Source organism: Chitinophaga sp. SVR4-12A (assembly GCF_056754765.1).
Genome location: NZ_JBPGWP010000001.1, coordinates 4,731,373 through 4,748,773, shown reverse-complemented (window position 1 = coordinate 4,748,773; position 17,401 = coordinate 4,731,373). Strand labels below are relative to the sequence as shown.

The following is a 17,401-nucleotide window of genomic DNA, read 5'->3' as shown; positions in this document are numbered from 1 at the left end:
CTAAATAGCTAAGGGGGAAGTGCCTTTCCGGACACTTCCCCCTTATTATTAATCATTAATTATTACTTACTTTTTGCCAGCTTCGCCTCAATGCTCAGCGTGGCATGCGGCACCGCTCTCAGACGGGCCTTATCTATCAACTTGCCGGTAACGCGGCAAATACCGTATGTCTTGTTTTCAATGCGCACCAGGGCTTTTTCCAGGTGATCAATGAACTGGATCTGGCGGCTGGCCATCTGGTTCAGCTGTTCTCTTTCCTGGGAGCCGCTGCCGTCTTCCATGCTCATGTACTTGTTCTCCGTATCATCGGTGCCGGCTTCATCCTTGCGGGTGATCAGGCCCTGGAGATATACGAGCTCTTTCTTCGCTGCTTCCAGCTTCTTGTTGATCAACTCCCTGAATTCCTGCAGGTCGGCATCGCTGTAGCGATATACCGGGCCCGAAGGCGCATCTGGCTGATCCAGCACAGATTTAGTGAATTCAGGCTGGTAAGACACCAGCGTGGTGGCAGATTTCACGTTCCTGTTGGGACCGGGCTTTTCAGTTTTTTCAACTCTAGCAGCAGGAGCAGGTTTTTCCGTTTTCTCCATTTTCTCCACTTTTTCAACCTTAGTGGCTTTCTCGGTTTTTTCCGCTGCTGCTTTCTTACCGGTTTCTTTTTCTTTATCTGATTTCTTTACTGGCATTATAACTTCTTTTTCTTCTGGCTTTGAAATCAATTTTTCTACTTTCTCAGTGGTAGCAATGCTCTTGCTGACCACTTTCTGCTTCTCGGCAGGTACTTTCTTTACAGCGGGAGCCTTTACAGGCTCAACTGTTTTCTTTGTTGCTGTGATTGTTTTGGCCGGGGGAGCTGATGCTTTGGTGACAGCTGGTGTTTTGGTGACAACTGCTTTTTTGGAAGCCGCCGCTTTGGGAACGACAGCCTTTTTGGCCACGGCTTTAGTGGCAGCCGGTTTCGCCAGTTTTGGCGGCGCTGCCTTTTTTACAGTCGCTTTCTTTGCAACCGGCGCTGCCTTTTTCGCAGGCGCAGGTTTGGCAGCCGCTTTTTTGGTGGCAGAGGTCACCTTTTTAGTGACAACTACCGTCTTTTTAGCGGGAGCTGCCTTTTGGGTCTTTTTGCTAGCAACCTTCTTGTTTGTTGCCATGGGACTAGCTTTTTTTGTTAACTAATACATTGAATTTAAGGTCGTTAACCTCTATTTCTGTACCATTCTGCAGTTGCGGCACTAATTCCAAGCTGTCTGCCAAAATTTCCGTGCAAATATAGTCATTATAGTTAATAATCGCCGACTTCAGCGTGTCGGCAGCTGCCACTTTTACCAGTATCCTGTCTGTCAGTTCAAAGCCGCTATCCTTCCGGATTTTTTGTATGCGGTTCACCAGTTCACGGGCATTCCCTTCGTCCTGCAACTGAGGTGTAATGGTAATGTCAAGGGCTACTGTAAGAGCGCCTTTGTTTGCTACTGTCCATCCCGGGATGTCTTCGGAAATGATCTCTACATCGGAAAGCTGCAATTGCAGCTGCTCATTGTCTATCAGCAGGTTGTATTGACCATCGCGCTCCAGGGTTGTTATATCTGCGTCCGTGAAAGCACCTATTGCGGCTGCAACTGCTTTCATTTTCGCTCCCATCTTGCTACCCAGCGCCTTGTAGTTTGGCTTGATCTTTTTCTTGATGAAGCCTTCTGTTTCGGTAAGATAGTCAATACCTTTGACATTTACCTCACTTTTTATCAGGTGTTCCACTTTTTCTATCTGCTCGCGCATGTGAGGATTCAGCACCGGGATTAATATCTTTGTCAAGGGTTGTCTCACCTTGATATTCACCTTCTTACGAAGCGACAGCACCAGGGAGGATATATCCTGGGCCAGCTGCATCCGCTCTTCCAGCTCACTGTCTATAGCGGCGTCCACCGCAGCCGGGAAATCAGTATGATGTACGCTGGCAACTGTGTTACGGTTGCTTACCTTGTTCAGGTTGCCAAACAGCCACTCTGAGAAGAACGGTGATACCGGCGCCATCAGCTGCGAGATCTTTTCCAGGCACTCGTAAAGGGTCTGGTAAGCAGAGATCTTATCATGCTCATATTCTCCCTTCCAGAAACGGCGACGGCACAGGCGCACATACCAGTTACTGAGATGTTCGTCTACAAACTCCTGTACGGCACGACCTGCCTGTGTAGGCTCATAATCATCAAAATAGGCCGTAACTTCTTTCACCAGGGTGTTCAGCAGTGAGATGATCCAGCGGTCTATTTCGGGGCGCTGCTCCAGCGGAATATATGCCTCTTTGAAAGAGAAACTGTCCAGGTTGGCATACATCGCAAAGAAGTTGTAGGTATTATATAAGGTGGAGAACAGCTTGCGCTGCACTTCACGAATACCTTCAATATCAAATTTCATGCTATCCCAGGGAGAAGCGTTGGTAATAAGGTACCAACGGGTGGCATCTGCTCCGAATTCTTCAATTGTCTTGAACGGATCTACCACATTGCCCAGGCGCTTACTCATTTTGTTGCCGTTCTTGTCCAGGACCAGTCCGTTTGACACCACAGTCTTGTACGCTACGCTGTCAAACAGCATGGCGGCCAGCGCATGGAGGGTGTAGAACCAGCCACGGGTCTGATCCACGCCTTCGCAGATGAAATCTGCCGGGAAATTTTTATTGAAAACATCCTGGTTCTCAAAGGGATAGTGCCATTGCGCATAAGGCATGGCGCCGCTGTCAAACCATACATCCACCAGGTCAGGTTCGCGGTGCATGGGCTTGCCGCTGGGGCTCACCAGGATGATTTCATCCACGTAAGGTTTATGCAGGTCCAGGATACCTTCATGCAGGTAATGTTTATTTACGTCGCCGCCCAGTACTTCATTGGCCTTGCGGATTTCGGCGTTCAGCTCGGCAATGCTGCCGATACAGATCTCTTCCTTACCGTCTTCCGTACGCCAAATCGGCAGCGGGGTGCCCCAGTAACGGCTACGGCTCAGGTTCCAGTCTACCATGTTCTCCAGCCAGTTGCCAAAACGGCCGGTACCAGTGGCGGCGGGCTTCCAGTTAATGGTTTGGTTCAGCTCCACCATCCGGTCTTTCAGGGCCGTGGTTTTGATAAACCAGGCATCCAGCGGGTAGTATAATACCGGCTTGTCGGTACGCCAGCAGTGCGGGTAGCTGTGCTCGTATTTTTCTACTTTAAAGGCGCGGTTCTCTTTTTTCAGCTTCACAGCGATGTCAACGTCCACGTCTTTATAGTCTTTCTCGTCTTTATAGTTCTTTACGTAGCGGCCGCCGAACTCGCCTACGCTGTCCAGGAACTTGCCCTGCCTGTCTACCAGGGTCAGGATGCCGATGCCGTACTTCTTACCTACGCGGTTATCGTCTGCACCAAAGGCAGGGGCTGTATGCACAATACCGGTACCATCTTCCGTGGTAACGAAATCGCCCAGCAGTACACGGAAGGGATCTCCTTCTTCGGGCTGCACGTAAGGCAAAAGCTGCTCGTAGCGCATGTTCTCCAGCTGGCTGCCGCGGAATACGCCGAGGATCTGCCAGGGGATGATCTTATCGCCTTCCTGGTAGGCGGCGAAATCGCCGTCCTCGCCTTCTTTCTTGAAATACCGGTCCAGCAGGTCTTTCGCCAGGATCACCGTCACCGGGAGGTGCGTGTACTGGTTGAAAGTGCGCACCAACGCATATTCTATATTAGCGCCTACGGTCAGGCCCAGGTTGGATGGTAATGTCCAGGGGGTGGTGGTCCAGGCCAGGAAGAATACCTGGTCGGTACCCGCTGCTTCAAACAGGAAGCGGGAACGGTCATCCTCCAGGGCCTTGAACATGGCTACTACCGTAGTATCTTTTACATCTTTATAGGTACCGGGCTGGTTCAGCTCATGAGAGCTCAAACCCGTACCAGCGGCGGGAGAGTAAGGCTGGATGCTGACGCTTTTGTACAGCAGGCCCTTCTTATAGAGCTGCTGCAGGCACCACCACAGGCTTTCGATATAATCGTTCTCAAAAGTGATGTAGGGCTTCTGCAGGTCTACCCAATAACCCATCTGTCGGGTCAGGTCGTCCCATTTGTCTTTATATTTCAGTACCTCGCGGCGGCAGGTATCATTGTACTCTGCTACGGAGATCTTCTTGCCGATGTCTTCTTTGGTAATGCCCAGGGCTTTTTCTACGCCGAGCTCTACGGGCAGGCCGTGGGTATCCCAGCCGCCTTTACGTTTTACCTGGAAGCCGCGCATTGTTTTATAGCGGCACACGAGGTCCTTCAGGGTACGGGAAATAACGTGGTGAATACCGGGGAGCCCGTTAGCGCTGGGAGGGCCTTCGTAAAATACAAATGGTGTGGCTCCTTCGCGGATGTCCACACTTTTCTCAAACGCCTGTTGCGCTTCCCATTGCTGTAGAACGTCTTTTCCTATCTGCGGTAAATTCAGCTGATTATATTCCTGATATTGACTGGCCATAAAACAATTTCCGCCTTTTGGCGTTAATTTGAAAGTAAAACACGACCGTTTATAAGACGGATGTTCGATTAAAATTGTGCAAAGTTACGAAAATACAGCGGCACCAAAAATCTCAAAATGAGGTAAAAAGGGCAAAAAAGAGTCGGTTTTTGTGTTTTTTTTAAATTTTTTACTATTTTTACGCTCGGTATCAATACCTTTGCTTTTTTGGCACTGTTTTCGCTTTAAGCTGGAAGATAAATCTGAAGTTTTAAAAAAACGTAACCCAACGGACAAACCATATCGTTTATATGAAAAAGTTGATGTTATTTTTTTGCGCTACGTTGCTCTCTTCCGGCATAACTTTTGCACAACACAAATCGGTTAAAAAGACCAAGCGGGAAACCACTGCCAAGGCTCTGGTAGCTCCGGCTCCTGTAAAAGATGCATTTGGTCAGAATTTTGCAGGGGTAAGTGAGGCAAAATGGTCCAAGAGTGTAACGGGTAACTGGATTGCTAGTTTTCAGCAAGACAGTGTGAAGACCGCTGTAGAATATACAGCAGATGGAAACTGGGTAGCTACCCGCAGTGAATATACTGGCGACAGGCTTCCGGAAACCATCGCTACCACGCTCAGAACAAAATATCCTGCTGCTACCGTAAAAGACGGCTGGAGGATTGAAAGAGCAAATGTGGCAGCATATTACAAAGTAAATATTCAGGACAATGGTACAGACAAGTCCGTGCTGATCAATGAGGCGGGTACCATCACAGAATAGCTACTTTTTCAAACACGTATTTCATAGGTATAGGGATAAATAGGACAGACCCTGCTCTTTTGGGCGGGGTTTTCTTTTTTTGGTAAAATCCCAAATGTTTCAAGGTTAGCTAGTTGTCAGTGGACAGTTGTCAGTTGTCAGTTGACAGTGACCGGAGAGAATTAACTGACAACTGATAACTGACAACTGATAACTCTTCTTAGCGCCATGCGGCGTCAAACCCTCTCATTTACACTGATTTATCACAGTTTATTCGGGCGCCACCCCTTGTCTTTTCGGCCTGAAACGCAGTCCTGTTCTATGTATACTGGGAGATGTCTCCTATATACTTCCTTCTAAATCCCTTTCTTATCCCTTATTCTCACCTATCTTTAAAAGAATAATATATGTTTAACTTATATTCGTTTGGGTCAGGGATTTAATTGAAATTGCCATAAAAGCGGGCTCAGGTATCCGCAGGGTACTGACCGGCTACTCAGTGGGTGCAATCCCAATATTAACCGAATATCAACCTAGTAAAACCTACCCCAGATGGCGATTCTTGATAACAATGAAATTCAGTTTACCGGTAGTTTTGGCAAGATGACTGCCTACCGGCTGCGCGGATCAGACAAAATTGTCGTGCGCAAAAAAGGAGGGCCTACAAAGAAACAGGTCCAGACTTCCCCAAGGTTCAAACATACCCGCCTGAATAACAGCGAGTTTTCCGGCGTGGTACAGGCAGCAAGGAGTATCAGATTTACAATGACGGTCCCCATGTTGAACCTCGCGGATCACAACATCTTCCCCCGGCTTACAGCCATATGCAAAGACATTCAAAAACAGGAGAAGATCAATGGGAAGGGACGGCGCGGTGTATTATTATCTGAACACCGAAAGATCCTGGAAGGATTCCTACTTACCAGGAAAAATCAATTTTTCAGTGTGGTCTCCAACCCCCTGGAATGCGTTATTGACCGTGAGGCAAAAACAGCTGTTGTGCACCTGCCCCGGCTCATTAAGGGCATCAACTTCGTGCTGCCCTGGCAACATCCGCTTTACCGCTTCGGATGCTGCCTGGGAGTGGCGGAAGATGTTATCCATGATGGCAGCAGTTATTATAAACCTGAGCGTTTGCCCATCGCTGCTGCCCATACGGATTGGCACATTAACGGAGCTTCTTTCCTGGCACAACCCCTTAACCTGAAGCTGGATATGCCGGAAGCGCTCAAAGAAACACAGTCCCTGGTTCTGACCGTTGGGATTGAAATGGGGCAACCTGACGCTAATGGCGAGATCCAAAATGTACGATACGCCGGTTCGGCATGTATCCTTGCAGTAAGGTAAAGTTACTGTAAACCATTGAACCTAACCACAATAAAAAAAGCGGGACATCGTGCAATGTCCCGCTTTTTTTATGAAGGGCGGAAAACTTACCGGCAATGCACTTTAGAAGATGGTGTTTGATCGCGGTGCAATGATTTATGGCTTTACTCACTTTTTTTGCCTGGTAAGCTTTCCTCCTTTTGGTCAAATCTGATAAGGAAGCTTATAAAATCGGGATAGATATCTGCCGATCGTGATACAAAGAAACAGCAAATACTTTTGGCGGGCTTACGCAATCGGGAAAACAAATGATCGAAGCGGGAAAAGTTAAATTAACGAAGCAGTAACTCACAGGGTTTCAGGCCTGTATGCTTTTTAAATGCAGTGGAGAAATGCGAAATGCAGGAGTATCCCATCAGGATAGCCACATCTGAAACAGACATGCCTTTTTCGTACAGCAGGCTTTTCGCCTTTTCCATACGCTCCTTCTGGAAATAATCGTAGATAGTGGTGCCGTACATCGCCTTGAAGCCTTTTTTCAGGTAACATTCATTCATGGCTACACGGCGCGCCAGGTCGCGGATGGTAATGGGCGCGTCCAGTTGTTCCAGCAGGATGCTGCGGGCTTTTTCAATCTTCTCCCGGTCTTCCATATGGGTAAGGAAGCGGCAGCCGTAACGCTCATCCGGATCGTTCTGCATGAACTGGTCAGAGCTGAAAAGCAGCAGCTCTAAAGCTTTGCTTTGCAGGAAGATATGTTTCAGCACCCCTTCGTAATTGTGATGCACCATCTGTTCCAGCACCGTTTTAGATTTGGGACTGGGCTGAATGGTCTTTACGAAAGGTTTGCGGGATTGTAATTCAAATAAAGTGGAGCTTGTGGCGCCTTTCTGAAGGGATTGAATGAAACCGGGCTGGAAACGCACGGTGATCATATCAACAGAAGATACTTTGTCGGAACAATTACCGGAGCTATGGCCTTTGGCGCAAAGCTGGTCAGTACAGGAAGGGTTCTGACAATACCTGCTGCCTGCCACACAGTAACGCAGCTCTATAGCGGCGCTCTGGCCCCTTTTAGCCGGCTGGTATACCACCATGGCGATATCTTCCACCGGTAGGGGACGATCGTAAGTAAAACGCTGCAGGGTAAAATCAAAGCTGTCCGGCACTGTAACAGTGTCCTGCTCCGCGAGTTGCAGCTGGTCACTCATTGCGGGCTGCGGAATAGCCAGTGATAATATGTCCTGTAGCTCCTTCAAACTGTAATCAAAAGTTCTCAAAATTAGGCATTCACTTTTACTTAACAAACATTAAGACGCTTAGTCGACTAACTATGACAATGGGGTGATAGTTGTAGAGAAAACTCTACGATCGTCCCCAAACTGTTCTGGCGCAGTTTAAACCATTTGGTATGGATTTCGGTATAGTATAGCCATGCAATACCGAACTCACGTTAAGAAACACGGCAAAAGGGTTTTAATAATCATAGGGGCGTTGGTGTTAGTGCTGGCTGTCATCGGCCTGTATCTCAGCCAGCGCTGGAGCCGCCAGCTGCGTGCACAGCTGAAAGACTACGTACGGGAAATGTCTGACAGTCTTTATATCCTGGAATACGACCGGGTAGACCTCAATATATTAAAAGGCCAGCTGGCTATCAGCAAAGTAAGCCTGGTAACCGATACCGCCGTATATAAGCGCCTGCAGCAGGAACAAAGGGCACCGGCGATATTGTATGCCTTCAGTGCCGACCACTTAAGCCTCCGTTATTTTAAGGTATGGCGTTATTTCCTCAAAAAAGAGCTGAGCGCCGGCTCACTGGTGCTGGATAACCCCAGTATTGTGCTTGAAAGGGATACCCGCAATGTAGACACCAGCCGTCACCGTAGTGCTTATGAGAATATTTCTCCGCGGATCCATTCTATTTCGATCGGTACCCTGCTACTGGATAGCTCTAACTTTAAATATACCTACATTAAAAAGGACAGCGCAAAGGTGATCACACAGCTGCATCGCCTGAGCATCCGCGTGAATGAGCTGCTGATAGACGCCAAGGCGCTGGAAGATCCCAGCCGCTTTCTCTACGCCCGCAATTATGAACTGCACCTGCGGGACTACCGGCATCGCAGCGCCGATAGCCTTTACTGGATGATTGTCCGTGATGTAAGCTATAATGCGGCGGAAAGTAACCTGCATATCGGACAGTTCAGCATTGAACCGCGCTATAGCCGGGCAAATTTTGATAAAAAAGTGAAAGTACAGCGCGACCGTTATGATGTGCAGTTCAACAACATCGCGGTAAATGGACTGGATCCAAAAGAGCTGCTGGAAAATCAGCAGATATGGGCCCGGCGGATAGATATCGGCAGTGGCAGCGTGGATATCTATCACAACCGTTTATTACCCTCATCAGGGGAAGTGAAAACAGGAAATTATCCCCACCAGCTCCTGCAAAAGCTATCTATCCCCCTCATGATAGACAGTCTGAAAGCCTCCCGCATCGATGTTGCTTATATGGAGGTAAATGCGAAATCACTGCAGGCGGGTACCATCCGGTTTAACCAGGCGGGCGGGCTTTTCCGGAATATCACCAATATAGATAGCATGGTGGCCCGTAACCCCCACTGCGTTGCAGACCTGGACGCCGTATTTATGCAGCGGGGCAAGCTGCGGGCCCGTTTCGACTTCTTGCTGAACGATAAGAATGGCCGGTTTGCCGTATCCGGACGGCTGAATGATATGGATGGGCGCGAGCTCACCCCTATTACCAGGCCCCTGGCCCTGGTAGAGATCAAATCATGCTATATACAGGAGCTGACCTTTAATATGCAGGGCAATGAAAAAGGCGCATCCGGCACGGTAAAATTGCTGTATAATGACCTCAAGATCCGGATCCTTAAAAAGGATGAAGAAACCCACGAGCTCAAAAGGAAAGGCCTGCTAAGCCTCTTTGCCAACGCCCTTGCGGTTAATAACAACAACCCGCGGGATGGCAAACTACAAATAGCCCATCCGCGTTATGCCCGCGATCCGCGGAAATCTTTCTTTAACCTGGTGTGGAAGACCCTGTTTACAGGGGTGAAGGAGGTAGCGGTGAGTGGGAATGTACCGATTTAAAAAGTGGTCAGTTGTCAGTGGTCAGTTGTCAGTGGTTGATTCGTAGATAACTATATGATAGGCTCACTGCCAACTGACAACTGATAACTGCCAACTGACCACTGATAACTGACCACTGACTACTAATAACCGACGACTGACCACTGGCGACTGACGACTGACCACTGACGACTACCAACTGACAACTTCTTCACACCCCCCTGAAAAACAGCCTGTTTTTTATTGAAATAAGGCTCATTTTCCGTATATTTGCACAATTCACGAGACATTTACTCAATTAGCATTTTACATCAAGATATGAGCGAAGAATTAGCGCAAGTAACTACTGCCGCCGCCAGTACCAATAATGGGTATGATGCCGACAGTATTCAGGTATTGGAAGGACTGGAAGCTGTTCGGAAACGCCCGGCCATGTATATCGGCGATATTGGCGTAAAAGGTCTGCATCACCTGGTATATGAGGTAGTCGATAACTCTATCGATGAGGCCCTGGCAGGATTCTGCAAAAACATAGAAGTAACCATCTGCGAAGATAATTCAATACGTGTTAAGGACGATGGCCGTGGTATCCCTACGGGCATCAACACCAAAGAAGGCCGTTCGGCCCTGGAGGTGGTAATGACCGTACTGCACGCCGGTGGTAAGTTCGACAAGAACACCTATAAAGTATCCGGTGGTCTGCACGGGGTGGGTGTAAGCTGCGTGAACGCGCTGAGCACCGTACTGCATGTAACCGTGCACCGTGAAGGAAAGATCTTTGAACAGGAATACCATCGCGGCGCACCGCAATACGCGGTACGGGAGATAGGCAACACCGATGTTACCGGTACTATCACCCACTTTAAGCCCGACGACACTATATTTACCTCTACCACCTATAACCGCGAAATACTCGCAGGCCGTCTGCGTGAGCTGGCCTACCTGAACCGTAAAATAAAAATTACGTTGTCAGATGAGCGCGAAAAGGATGATAACGGTAATATAGTAAGCGAAACCTTCTATAGCGAAGGCGGTATCATGGAATTTGTGCAGATGCTGGACCGTAACGGGCGTCGTAATACCCTGCTGCCTCAGCCGATCTTTATAGAAACACATGATGCTGCTTCCAATGTAGCGGTAGAAGTAGCGCTGCAGTATAACGACTCTTTCAGTGAGAACATCTTCTCCTACGTAAATAATATCAATACCATAGAAGGCGGTACGCACGTGGCCGGTTTCCGTCGCGCCATTACCCGCGTATTCAAAAGCTATGGCGATAAGAACAAACTGTTTGAAAAGTCCAAGATCGAAGTAACCGGTGACGACTTCCGCGAAGGCCTGAGCGCTATCATCAGCGTAAAGGTACCTGAACCGCAGTTCGAAGGTCAGACCAAGACCAAGCTGGGGAACTCTGATGTAATGGGCGTGGTAGACAGCGCCGTGGCCGATGTGCTCAATTCCTACCTGGAAGAGCATCCCCGCGAAGCCAAGACCGTTATCAATAAAGTGGTGCTGGCGGCGCAGGCCCGTGAAGCGGCCCGTAAAGCCCGTCAGCTGGTACAACGTAAAAGCGTGCTGACAGGCAGCGGATTGCCCGGTAAACTGGCAGACTGCTCTGAAAACGATCCTGAAAAATGCGAACTGTACCTGGTGGAAGGTGACTCGGCAGGTGGTACTGCAAAACAGGGCCGTAACCGTGCCTTCCAGGCTATCCTGCCTTTGAGAGGTAAGATCCTGAACGTGGAAAAAGCCATGGAGCACAAGATCTACGAGAACGAAGAGATCAAGAATATATTTACCGCCCTGGGGGTTACCATCGGCACAGAAGAAGATGATAAAGCGCTTAACCTCACCAAGCTGCGTTATCATAAGCTGATCATCATGACCGATGCCGACGTGGACGGTAGCCACATCGCCACGCTGATCCTGACCTTTGTATTCCGTTATATGAAGGCCATGGTAGAACAGGGTTATGTATATATTGCACAACCGCCTTTATACCTGGTTAAGAAAGGTAAAGAGCAGATCTACGCCTGGACGGAAGAACAGCGGAAGGCAGCTGTTGCCAAAATAGCCGGTGAAGGGAAGGAAGACAGCGTAGTGATACAGCGTTATAAAGGTCTGGGTGAGATGAACGCCGAGCAGCTGTGGGAAACTACCCTGAATCCCGAGCATCGTACCCTTAAACAGGTAACGATCGAAAGCGCTGCGGAAGCAGACCGTATCTTCAGCATGCTGATGGGCGATGAAGTTCCTCCCCGCAGGGAATTCATTGAATCTCACGCGAAATATGCGAAGATCGATGCCTAAGAACGTGTAAGTGTTATAGTTATAATATAAAGCGCCCCGGGAGGTTAAATTCCCGGGGCGCTTTGCTTTTACTATGTTAAGTAAATAAAATCTTTACGGACCAGCCTGCTGATTATCAAAAAGGTATGGTGAAGAAGGACATTTTATCGAAAAAACTTATAGGTTATTTATTTAATCTATGGGGAAATCTTCCTATCTTGCACCCGTATTTATTCCTATACCTAGCGATAAACCTATACCTATGAAATTAATCCGGGTGGCTGCTATGCTGATGGCAGCTGCATTGGTAATCAACGCCTGTAAAAAGGATGATGCAGCTCCTGCGTCATCTTTCTCCTTCACTTTTAACGGGCAGCAATACGTTGCTCATGAGCCCAGCGCATACGTGGCTGATACTATCCTTACAGGAACCCGCCAAAAGGTACTGATCGTAGACGGACTTACCAACAGTTTCAAGCAGCATATGCAGCTGATGGTAATATCCCCGGATGATTCGTTGAACGTGGGTACCTACGGCGGCTCTGTAGTTACACTCATGCCCGTGCAGGATACCGCAACCCAGGGTTACATAGGCGATCAAATCGAAGTTCAAATTACAAGCATTAATAGTAAACGTGCCGAAGGTACATTCAAAGGCACATTAATCAAAAGTGGTGAAGTCGAAAAGCCATTAACGGACGGGACTTTTAAAGTCAACATTAATTAGATCATCGTTTTTTTTGAAATCTTTTTCCATCGGCATGCCCCGCCTTTCAAGGCGGGGCTTTTTCATGCCAATGATTTTTTCCTTCTACTTTACCGGCAATGCCTGTGGCCATCTGCGGCCACGGGTCTGAAATATGTTATTGTTGTTACGTGCTTGCATGGAATGTCTTTTCTTCCACATCCAGCCCATGATGCCTGCGGTAATAGCAAGACCCAGGCTCACACCTTTTAACAAGGTGCTGGACTCTACGGTATGACCGGCTATTTTCATGTTACGCATAACAAATTGATTTGGTTCAACACCGGTATAATACCAAAAGCTGTGCCATCCCAGACAAGCCGGGATGGCACATATGTTAATGAAAGCCGAATTTATTTAACACCAAATACAGCCCTTATTTCTGCACGTACCTTGATGGTTTTGAAATCTATGTTAGAGTCGGCAGCAACGCTTTCTCCGGCAGATTTATACGCCATGTTTGCATACACCGGGCGCACATCGCTGTAGTTGTCTGTATTGATCTCCTGCACTTCAATTACGCCGTCTACGTTCTCACCGATAGCGCCTAAGAGATAAGTGGCTTTTGCTTTAGCAGCCTGCAGTGCTTTGATCTTTACTTCTTTGCGGTAGTCTTCCATCTTGCTGTGAGAGAAAGAAGAAATGTTCACGCTTTCTATGCCTTCTTCATCCACACCGGCCATGATACCGTTCACTTTATCCAGCCTGTTTAATTTTAAGCGGTATTTTTTGCTGGCCAGGAAGTCGGGATCGTTTTTCTTTTTCTTCCACCAGTAGTCGGGGTTATAACCATACACGTTTTCGATAGTAAGGTTCTCTTTAGCAATACCTGCATCTGCTACTGCCTTTTCCAGCTGCTTTTCCAGCGCGCTGATATCGATCTTGCTGGTTTTGGTTTTGTAGTATTCTTTCAATGAAATACTCAGGTAGATCTCATCAGGTGTGATCTCTATTTCGGCAGAGCCGTTCACTTCGATCTTCTTCACCGGTACATTGTAAACAGACTTTTGTTCCACTTGTTGTGCCCAAACGCTGACAGTAAGAAATAAACCGGCCAATAATAATGATACTTTTTTCATCTTATGTTTATTTAAGTTTTTACTTATGCTAATGCGGCTGCTGCCATTTTCACTATCATGATGCAGTGATTTCACAGGATTCCATAAAGGCCATAAAAAAATTCCCACAGTACATGCTGTGGGAATTGGAACGTATGAGATGAGAATAAGTTACATTAATCTTTGCGGGCGTCTTCCATATTCTTCAGAAACTTGTACAGATCATTCATAGAACGGATGCGTTCTACTACCAGCATAAAGTTCTTGCCTACCTGTTTCAGGCGTGCATTATTTACGCGCGTCTGTACATAGTTCAGGATATGATTGAAGGTGGGTGATTCGAAGTAAGGTGAATCAGGATTATTGATGAAATAACAGCGCAGCGTTTCTTCTTTCAGCATCATCTTTTCAAAGCCGAGCGCAATCGCCATCCAGCGGCAGCGGATAGTGGTGAGCAGGTCTTGCACGGGCTCAGGTATCGGCCCGAATCGGTCTTGCAGGGCGCCCGCAAACTGCTGCAGCTTATCTTCTGTAGTGGTATTATCCAGTTCCTGGTAAAGGTTCAGGCGTTCCTGGATGCTTTCTACGTAGCTGTCGGGTATCAGGATCTCCAGGTCGGTATCGATGGTGCAATCGCTCACGAAATCTTTCCTCTCCTCCAGCTGTTCCTTAAAGAGCTCACGGAATTCGTTCTGCTTCAGTTCACGGATGGCTTCGTCGAGGATCTTCTGGTACATATCGAGGCCGATCTCCGCCACAAAGCCGCTTTGCTCCGCACCCAGCAGGTTACCGGCCCCACGTATATCCAGGTCGCGCATAGAGATCTGGAAACCGCTGCCCAGCTCACTGTGCTGTTCCAGTGTTTGCAAACGCTTGCGGCTGTCAGCAGGCAGGGTGCTCATCGGCGGCGCCAGCAGGTAACAGAATGCTTTCTTGTTGCTGCGTCCTACACGCCCGCGCAGCTGGTGCAGATCGCTTAAACCGAAGTGATGCGCGTTATTGATGATAATGGTATTCGCGTTGGGAATGTCTACACCGCTTTCTACGATGTTGGTACATACGAGCACATCGTATTTGCGATCTATAAAGTCCAGGATCACTTCTTCCAGCTGATGACCTTCCAGTTGTCCGTGCGCGGTAGCAATGGTAAGATCGGGACAAAGGCCCTGTATCAGCCCGGCCATTTCGCGCAGGCCCTGTATACGGTTGTGGATGAAGTATACCTGTCCGCCACGCTCTGTTTCAAAATAGATCGCATCACGTATCAGGTCGTGATCAAACACGTGCACTTCTGTTTCGATAGACTGCCGGTTGGGCGGCGGCGTATTGATGATAGACAGATCGCGTGCGCCCATCAGGGAGAACTGCAGTGTTCGGGGTATAGGCGTAGCCGTTAGGGTGAGCGTATCCACATTCACCTTGATCTGTTTCAGCTTTTCCTTGGCGGATACACCGAACTTCTGTTCCTCGTCTACTATCAGCACGCCAATGTCTTTGAACTTCACTTCTTTTCCCAAGAGGGCGTGTGTGCCTACGATAATATCTATCTTACCGTCTGCAAGCCTTTGCAGCGTTTCTTTCTTTTCTTTGGATGATTTAAAGCGGTTCAGGTAATCCACTGTGCAGGGGAAATCCTTGAGGCGCTCAGAAAATGTTTTATAGTGCTGGAAGGCCAGGATGGTAGTAGGCACGAGGATGGCAGCCTGCTTACCGTCTACTATACTTTTAAAAGCAGCGCGTACAGCTACTTCTGTTTTACCAAAGCCTACGTCGCCGCATACCAGGCGGTCCATCGGGGAAGGCGATTCCATATCGCGTTTCACATCAGCGGTGGCCTTGCTCTGATCAGGCGTATCGTCATATATAAAAGATGCTTCCAGCTCTGTTTGCAGGTAAGTATCCGGCGAGTGGGCAAAGCCTTGCTGTGCTTTACGGGCGGCGTACAGTTTGATCAGGTCTTTGGCAATGTCTTTTACCTGGGTTTTAGCCTTTTCTTTCAGCTTGTCCCAGGCATCGCTGCCCAGCTTATTCACCCGGGGCTCTACGCCCTCTTTACCCGTGTATTTGCTGATCTTGTGCAGGGAGTTGATGTTCACATACAAGAGGTCATTGTTCTTGTAAATGATACGGATGGCTTCCTGCATCTTGCCGCCTACTTCTATTTTCTGCAGGCCGCTGTAAACGCCCACGCCATGATCGATGTGCGTAACGAAGTCACCTGCCTGCAGCTCGCGCAGTGTTTTAAGCGTGATCGCCTTATTTTTGTTATAAGCCTGCTTTACCTTGTATTTGTGAAAACGCTGGAAGATCTGGTGGTCTGTATAACACACGATCTTCAGGCCGTGATCAATAAAGCCCAGGCCTACTGCTACGGGTATGGGATAGAAAACAAAATTCGCTTTCAGGTCTTCGAAGATGCTGCGCAGCCTTTCCAGCTGGCGGGCATTATCTGCAAAGATGAAGAGGGTGTATTTATTGTTGTTATGCTGGCTGAGATCTTTCAGCAGCATATCGAACTGACGGTTAAATACCGGCTGATCCTGGGTATTGAAGGTGATCTCCGTAAAAGGTTTCCCGGTATCCTGCCACCAGTTGCGGCTGCCGAATACGATACAATGCCTCCGCATCAGCTGATCCATCAGCACGGAGGCTTTAACGAAGTCATCTTCAGACAGTGTCATGTCCTCATCGTCGTCCACCTTCACCTTGTTGCCGGTTTGCAGCCAGTCGTCCAGCTTTTGTTCCATCTGCTCCACCACTCCCTGTACGTAGGCAGGGTCTTTTATCCACACAATGGTATTATCGGGCAGGAATTCCGGCAGGGAGGTTTTATGGTGGTCGGTAGCATGGGTATCCATGTTGGCGATGAGCGTAACCTGGTTCAGCTTGCGCTCGCTCAGCTGCGTTTCGGGATCGAAAAGACGGATAGAGTCAATGTCTTCGCCAAAGAGCTCTATGCGGTAAGGCTTATCATTCCCGAAAGAGTAGATATCGATGATACCGCCTCGTTGAGCAAACTGGCCCGGTTCGTATACAAAATCGGTATGATGGAAGCCCCAGGCAACAAGCTTTTCCAGCAGCTCGTCCACTTTCAGCACATCAGCCACCCGCAGGTTCAGCATATTGGCGCCAAAGGCGGCAGAGCCGGCTACTTTCTCCCAAAGGGCTTCGGGGTAGGTAACGAGGATTTTTTTCTGGATGGTATTGCCGCCGGAGAATTTCATGAGCGCTTCTGTGCGCAACATGCTGTGACTGCTGTTCAATTCCTGGAACTGCCCTGTTTTCTTGAACGAATCGGCGAAGTAGAATATATCCAGCGCCTGGCTCAGTTGTTCCAGGTCGTTATGGAAATAGGCTGCCTCTTCTTTATCATTGAGAATAAAGAGATGGTTGGCTTGTTCTAAATGTTGCCAGGTACCAACGGCCAGGAAGTTGACAGCGCTGCCGGTAAGGCCGGTTAACTGAAAGTATTGCGGAACGGGCAAATGTAGCCCCTTCACCAGCTGCTGCAGGCGGGCATCACGTTGGTACAGTTGTAAAACACCCTGTAGATTCATGAAGGGTGCAAAGTTAGGAAAAAGTTGTCAGTTGACAGTTGTCAGTTGTGAGTCGGTACGGTAGTTTAACAGTTGCTTAATAACTGTAAACTGACAACTGACAACTGACAACTGTCAACTGAC

Annotated in this window: 12 protein-coding genes; 6 read left to right on the top strand and 6 right to left on the bottom strand. The window is 48.3% G+C overall.

Annotated elements, in window-relative coordinates:
* Positions 1–62: 62 nt before the first annotated feature.
* On the bottom strand, positions 63–518 hold the full coding sequence (locus tag ACR9Y8_RS19580; protein ID WP_481214940.1) for a TraR/DksA family transcriptional regulator: 456 nt from the start codon (positions 516–518) through the stop codon (positions 63–65).
* Between ACR9Y8_RS19580 and ACR9Y8_RS19575 the strand changes: the two genes are divergently transcribed.
* Complete coding sequence (locus ACR9Y8_RS19575) at positions 505–1,173, top strand: hypothetical protein (protein WP_481214939.1); 669 nt, start codon at positions 505–507, stop codon at positions 1,171–1,173. The genes ACR9Y8_RS19580 and ACR9Y8_RS19575 overlap by 14 nt on opposite strands.
* On the opposite strand, the gene ileS is transcribed toward ACR9Y8_RS19575, so the two are convergent.
* On the bottom strand, positions 1,153–4,473 hold the full coding sequence (ileS, locus tag ACR9Y8_RS19570) for an isoleucine--tRNA ligase (protein ID WP_481214938.1): 3,321 nt from the start codon (positions 4,471–4,473) through the stop codon (positions 1,153–1,155). The genes ACR9Y8_RS19575 and ileS overlap by 21 nt on opposite strands.
* Positions 4,474–4,763: 290 nt before the next feature.
* Here ileS and ACR9Y8_RS19565 point away from each other — a divergent pair, with 290 nt between their 5' ends.
* Both ACR9Y8_RS19565 and ACR9Y8_RS19560 read left to right on the top strand, forming a co-directional pair.
* The gene (locus tag ACR9Y8_RS19565; protein ID WP_481214937.1) at positions 4,764–5,231 is read left to right on the top strand and encodes a PepSY-like domain-containing protein; all 468 of its coding nucleotides are present in this window, start codon (positions 4,764–4,766) and stop codon (positions 5,229–5,231) included.
* Between the two features lie 531 nt (positions 5,232–5,762).
* The gene (locus ACR9Y8_RS19560) at positions 5,763–6,557 is read left to right on the top strand and encodes a hypothetical protein (protein WP_481214936.1); all 795 of its coding nucleotides are present in this window, start codon (positions 5,763–5,765) and stop codon (positions 6,555–6,557) included.
* A gap of 311 nt (positions 6,558–6,868) precedes the next feature.
* On the opposite strand, the gene ACR9Y8_RS19555 is transcribed toward ACR9Y8_RS19560, so the two are convergent.
* Positions 6,869–7,816 (bottom strand): helix-turn-helix domain-containing protein, encoded by a 948-nt coding sequence (locus tag ACR9Y8_RS19555; protein ID WP_481214935.1) that lies wholly within the window; start codon positions 7,814–7,816, stop codon positions 6,869–6,871.
* Between the two features lie 214 nt (positions 7,817–8,030).
* On the opposite strand from ACR9Y8_RS19555, the gene ACR9Y8_RS19550 reads away from it, so the two are divergent.
* The 3 genes from ACR9Y8_RS19550 (at position 8,031) to ACR9Y8_RS19540 (ending at position 12,645) form a co-directional block, all read left to right on the top strand.
* Positions 8,031–9,650 carry a hypothetical protein gene (locus ACR9Y8_RS19550; protein WP_481214934.1) on the top strand — a complete coding sequence of 540 codons (1,620 nt, stop codon included), beginning with the start codon at positions 8,031–8,033 and terminating at the stop codon, positions 9,648–9,650.
* 297 nt (positions 9,651–9,947) lie between these two features.
* Positions 9,948–11,939 carry a DNA topoisomerase (ATP-hydrolyzing) subunit B gene (gyrB, locus tag ACR9Y8_RS19545; protein ID WP_481214933.1) on the top strand — a complete coding sequence of 664 codons (1,992 nt, stop codon included), beginning with the start codon at positions 9,948–9,950 and terminating at the stop codon, positions 11,937–11,939.
* A gap of 241 nt (positions 11,940–12,180) precedes the next feature.
* Entirely contained in the window at positions 12,181–12,645 is a 465-nt protein-coding gene (locus ACR9Y8_RS19540) for a hypothetical protein (protein ID WP_481214932.1), read from the top strand.
* Between the two features lie 84 nt (positions 12,646–12,729).
* Here ACR9Y8_RS19540 and ACR9Y8_RS19535 read toward each other — a convergent pair whose 3' ends face one another.
* The 3 genes from ACR9Y8_RS19535 to mfd all read right to left on the bottom strand — a co-directional run bounded on the left by ACR9Y8_RS19535 (position 12,730) and on the right by mfd (position 17,278).
* Entirely contained in the window at positions 12,730–12,924 is a 195-nt protein-coding gene (locus ACR9Y8_RS19535; RefSeq protein WP_481214931.1) for a hypothetical protein, read from the bottom strand.
* Positions 12,925–13,016: 92 nt separating this feature from the next.
* The gene (locus ACR9Y8_RS19530; protein ID WP_481214930.1) at positions 13,017–13,742 is read right to left on the bottom strand and encodes an SIMPL domain-containing protein; all 726 of its coding nucleotides are present in this window, start codon (positions 13,740–13,742) and stop codon (positions 13,017–13,019) included.
* Between the two features lie 155 nt (positions 13,743–13,897).
* Positions 13,898–17,278 carry a transcription-repair coupling factor gene (gene mfd, locus ACR9Y8_RS19525; protein ID WP_481214929.1) on the bottom strand — a complete coding sequence of 1,127 codons (3,381 nt, stop codon included), beginning with the start codon at positions 17,276–17,278 and terminating at the stop codon, positions 13,898–13,900.
* Between the last annotated feature and the right edge of the window lie 123 nt (positions 17,279–17,401).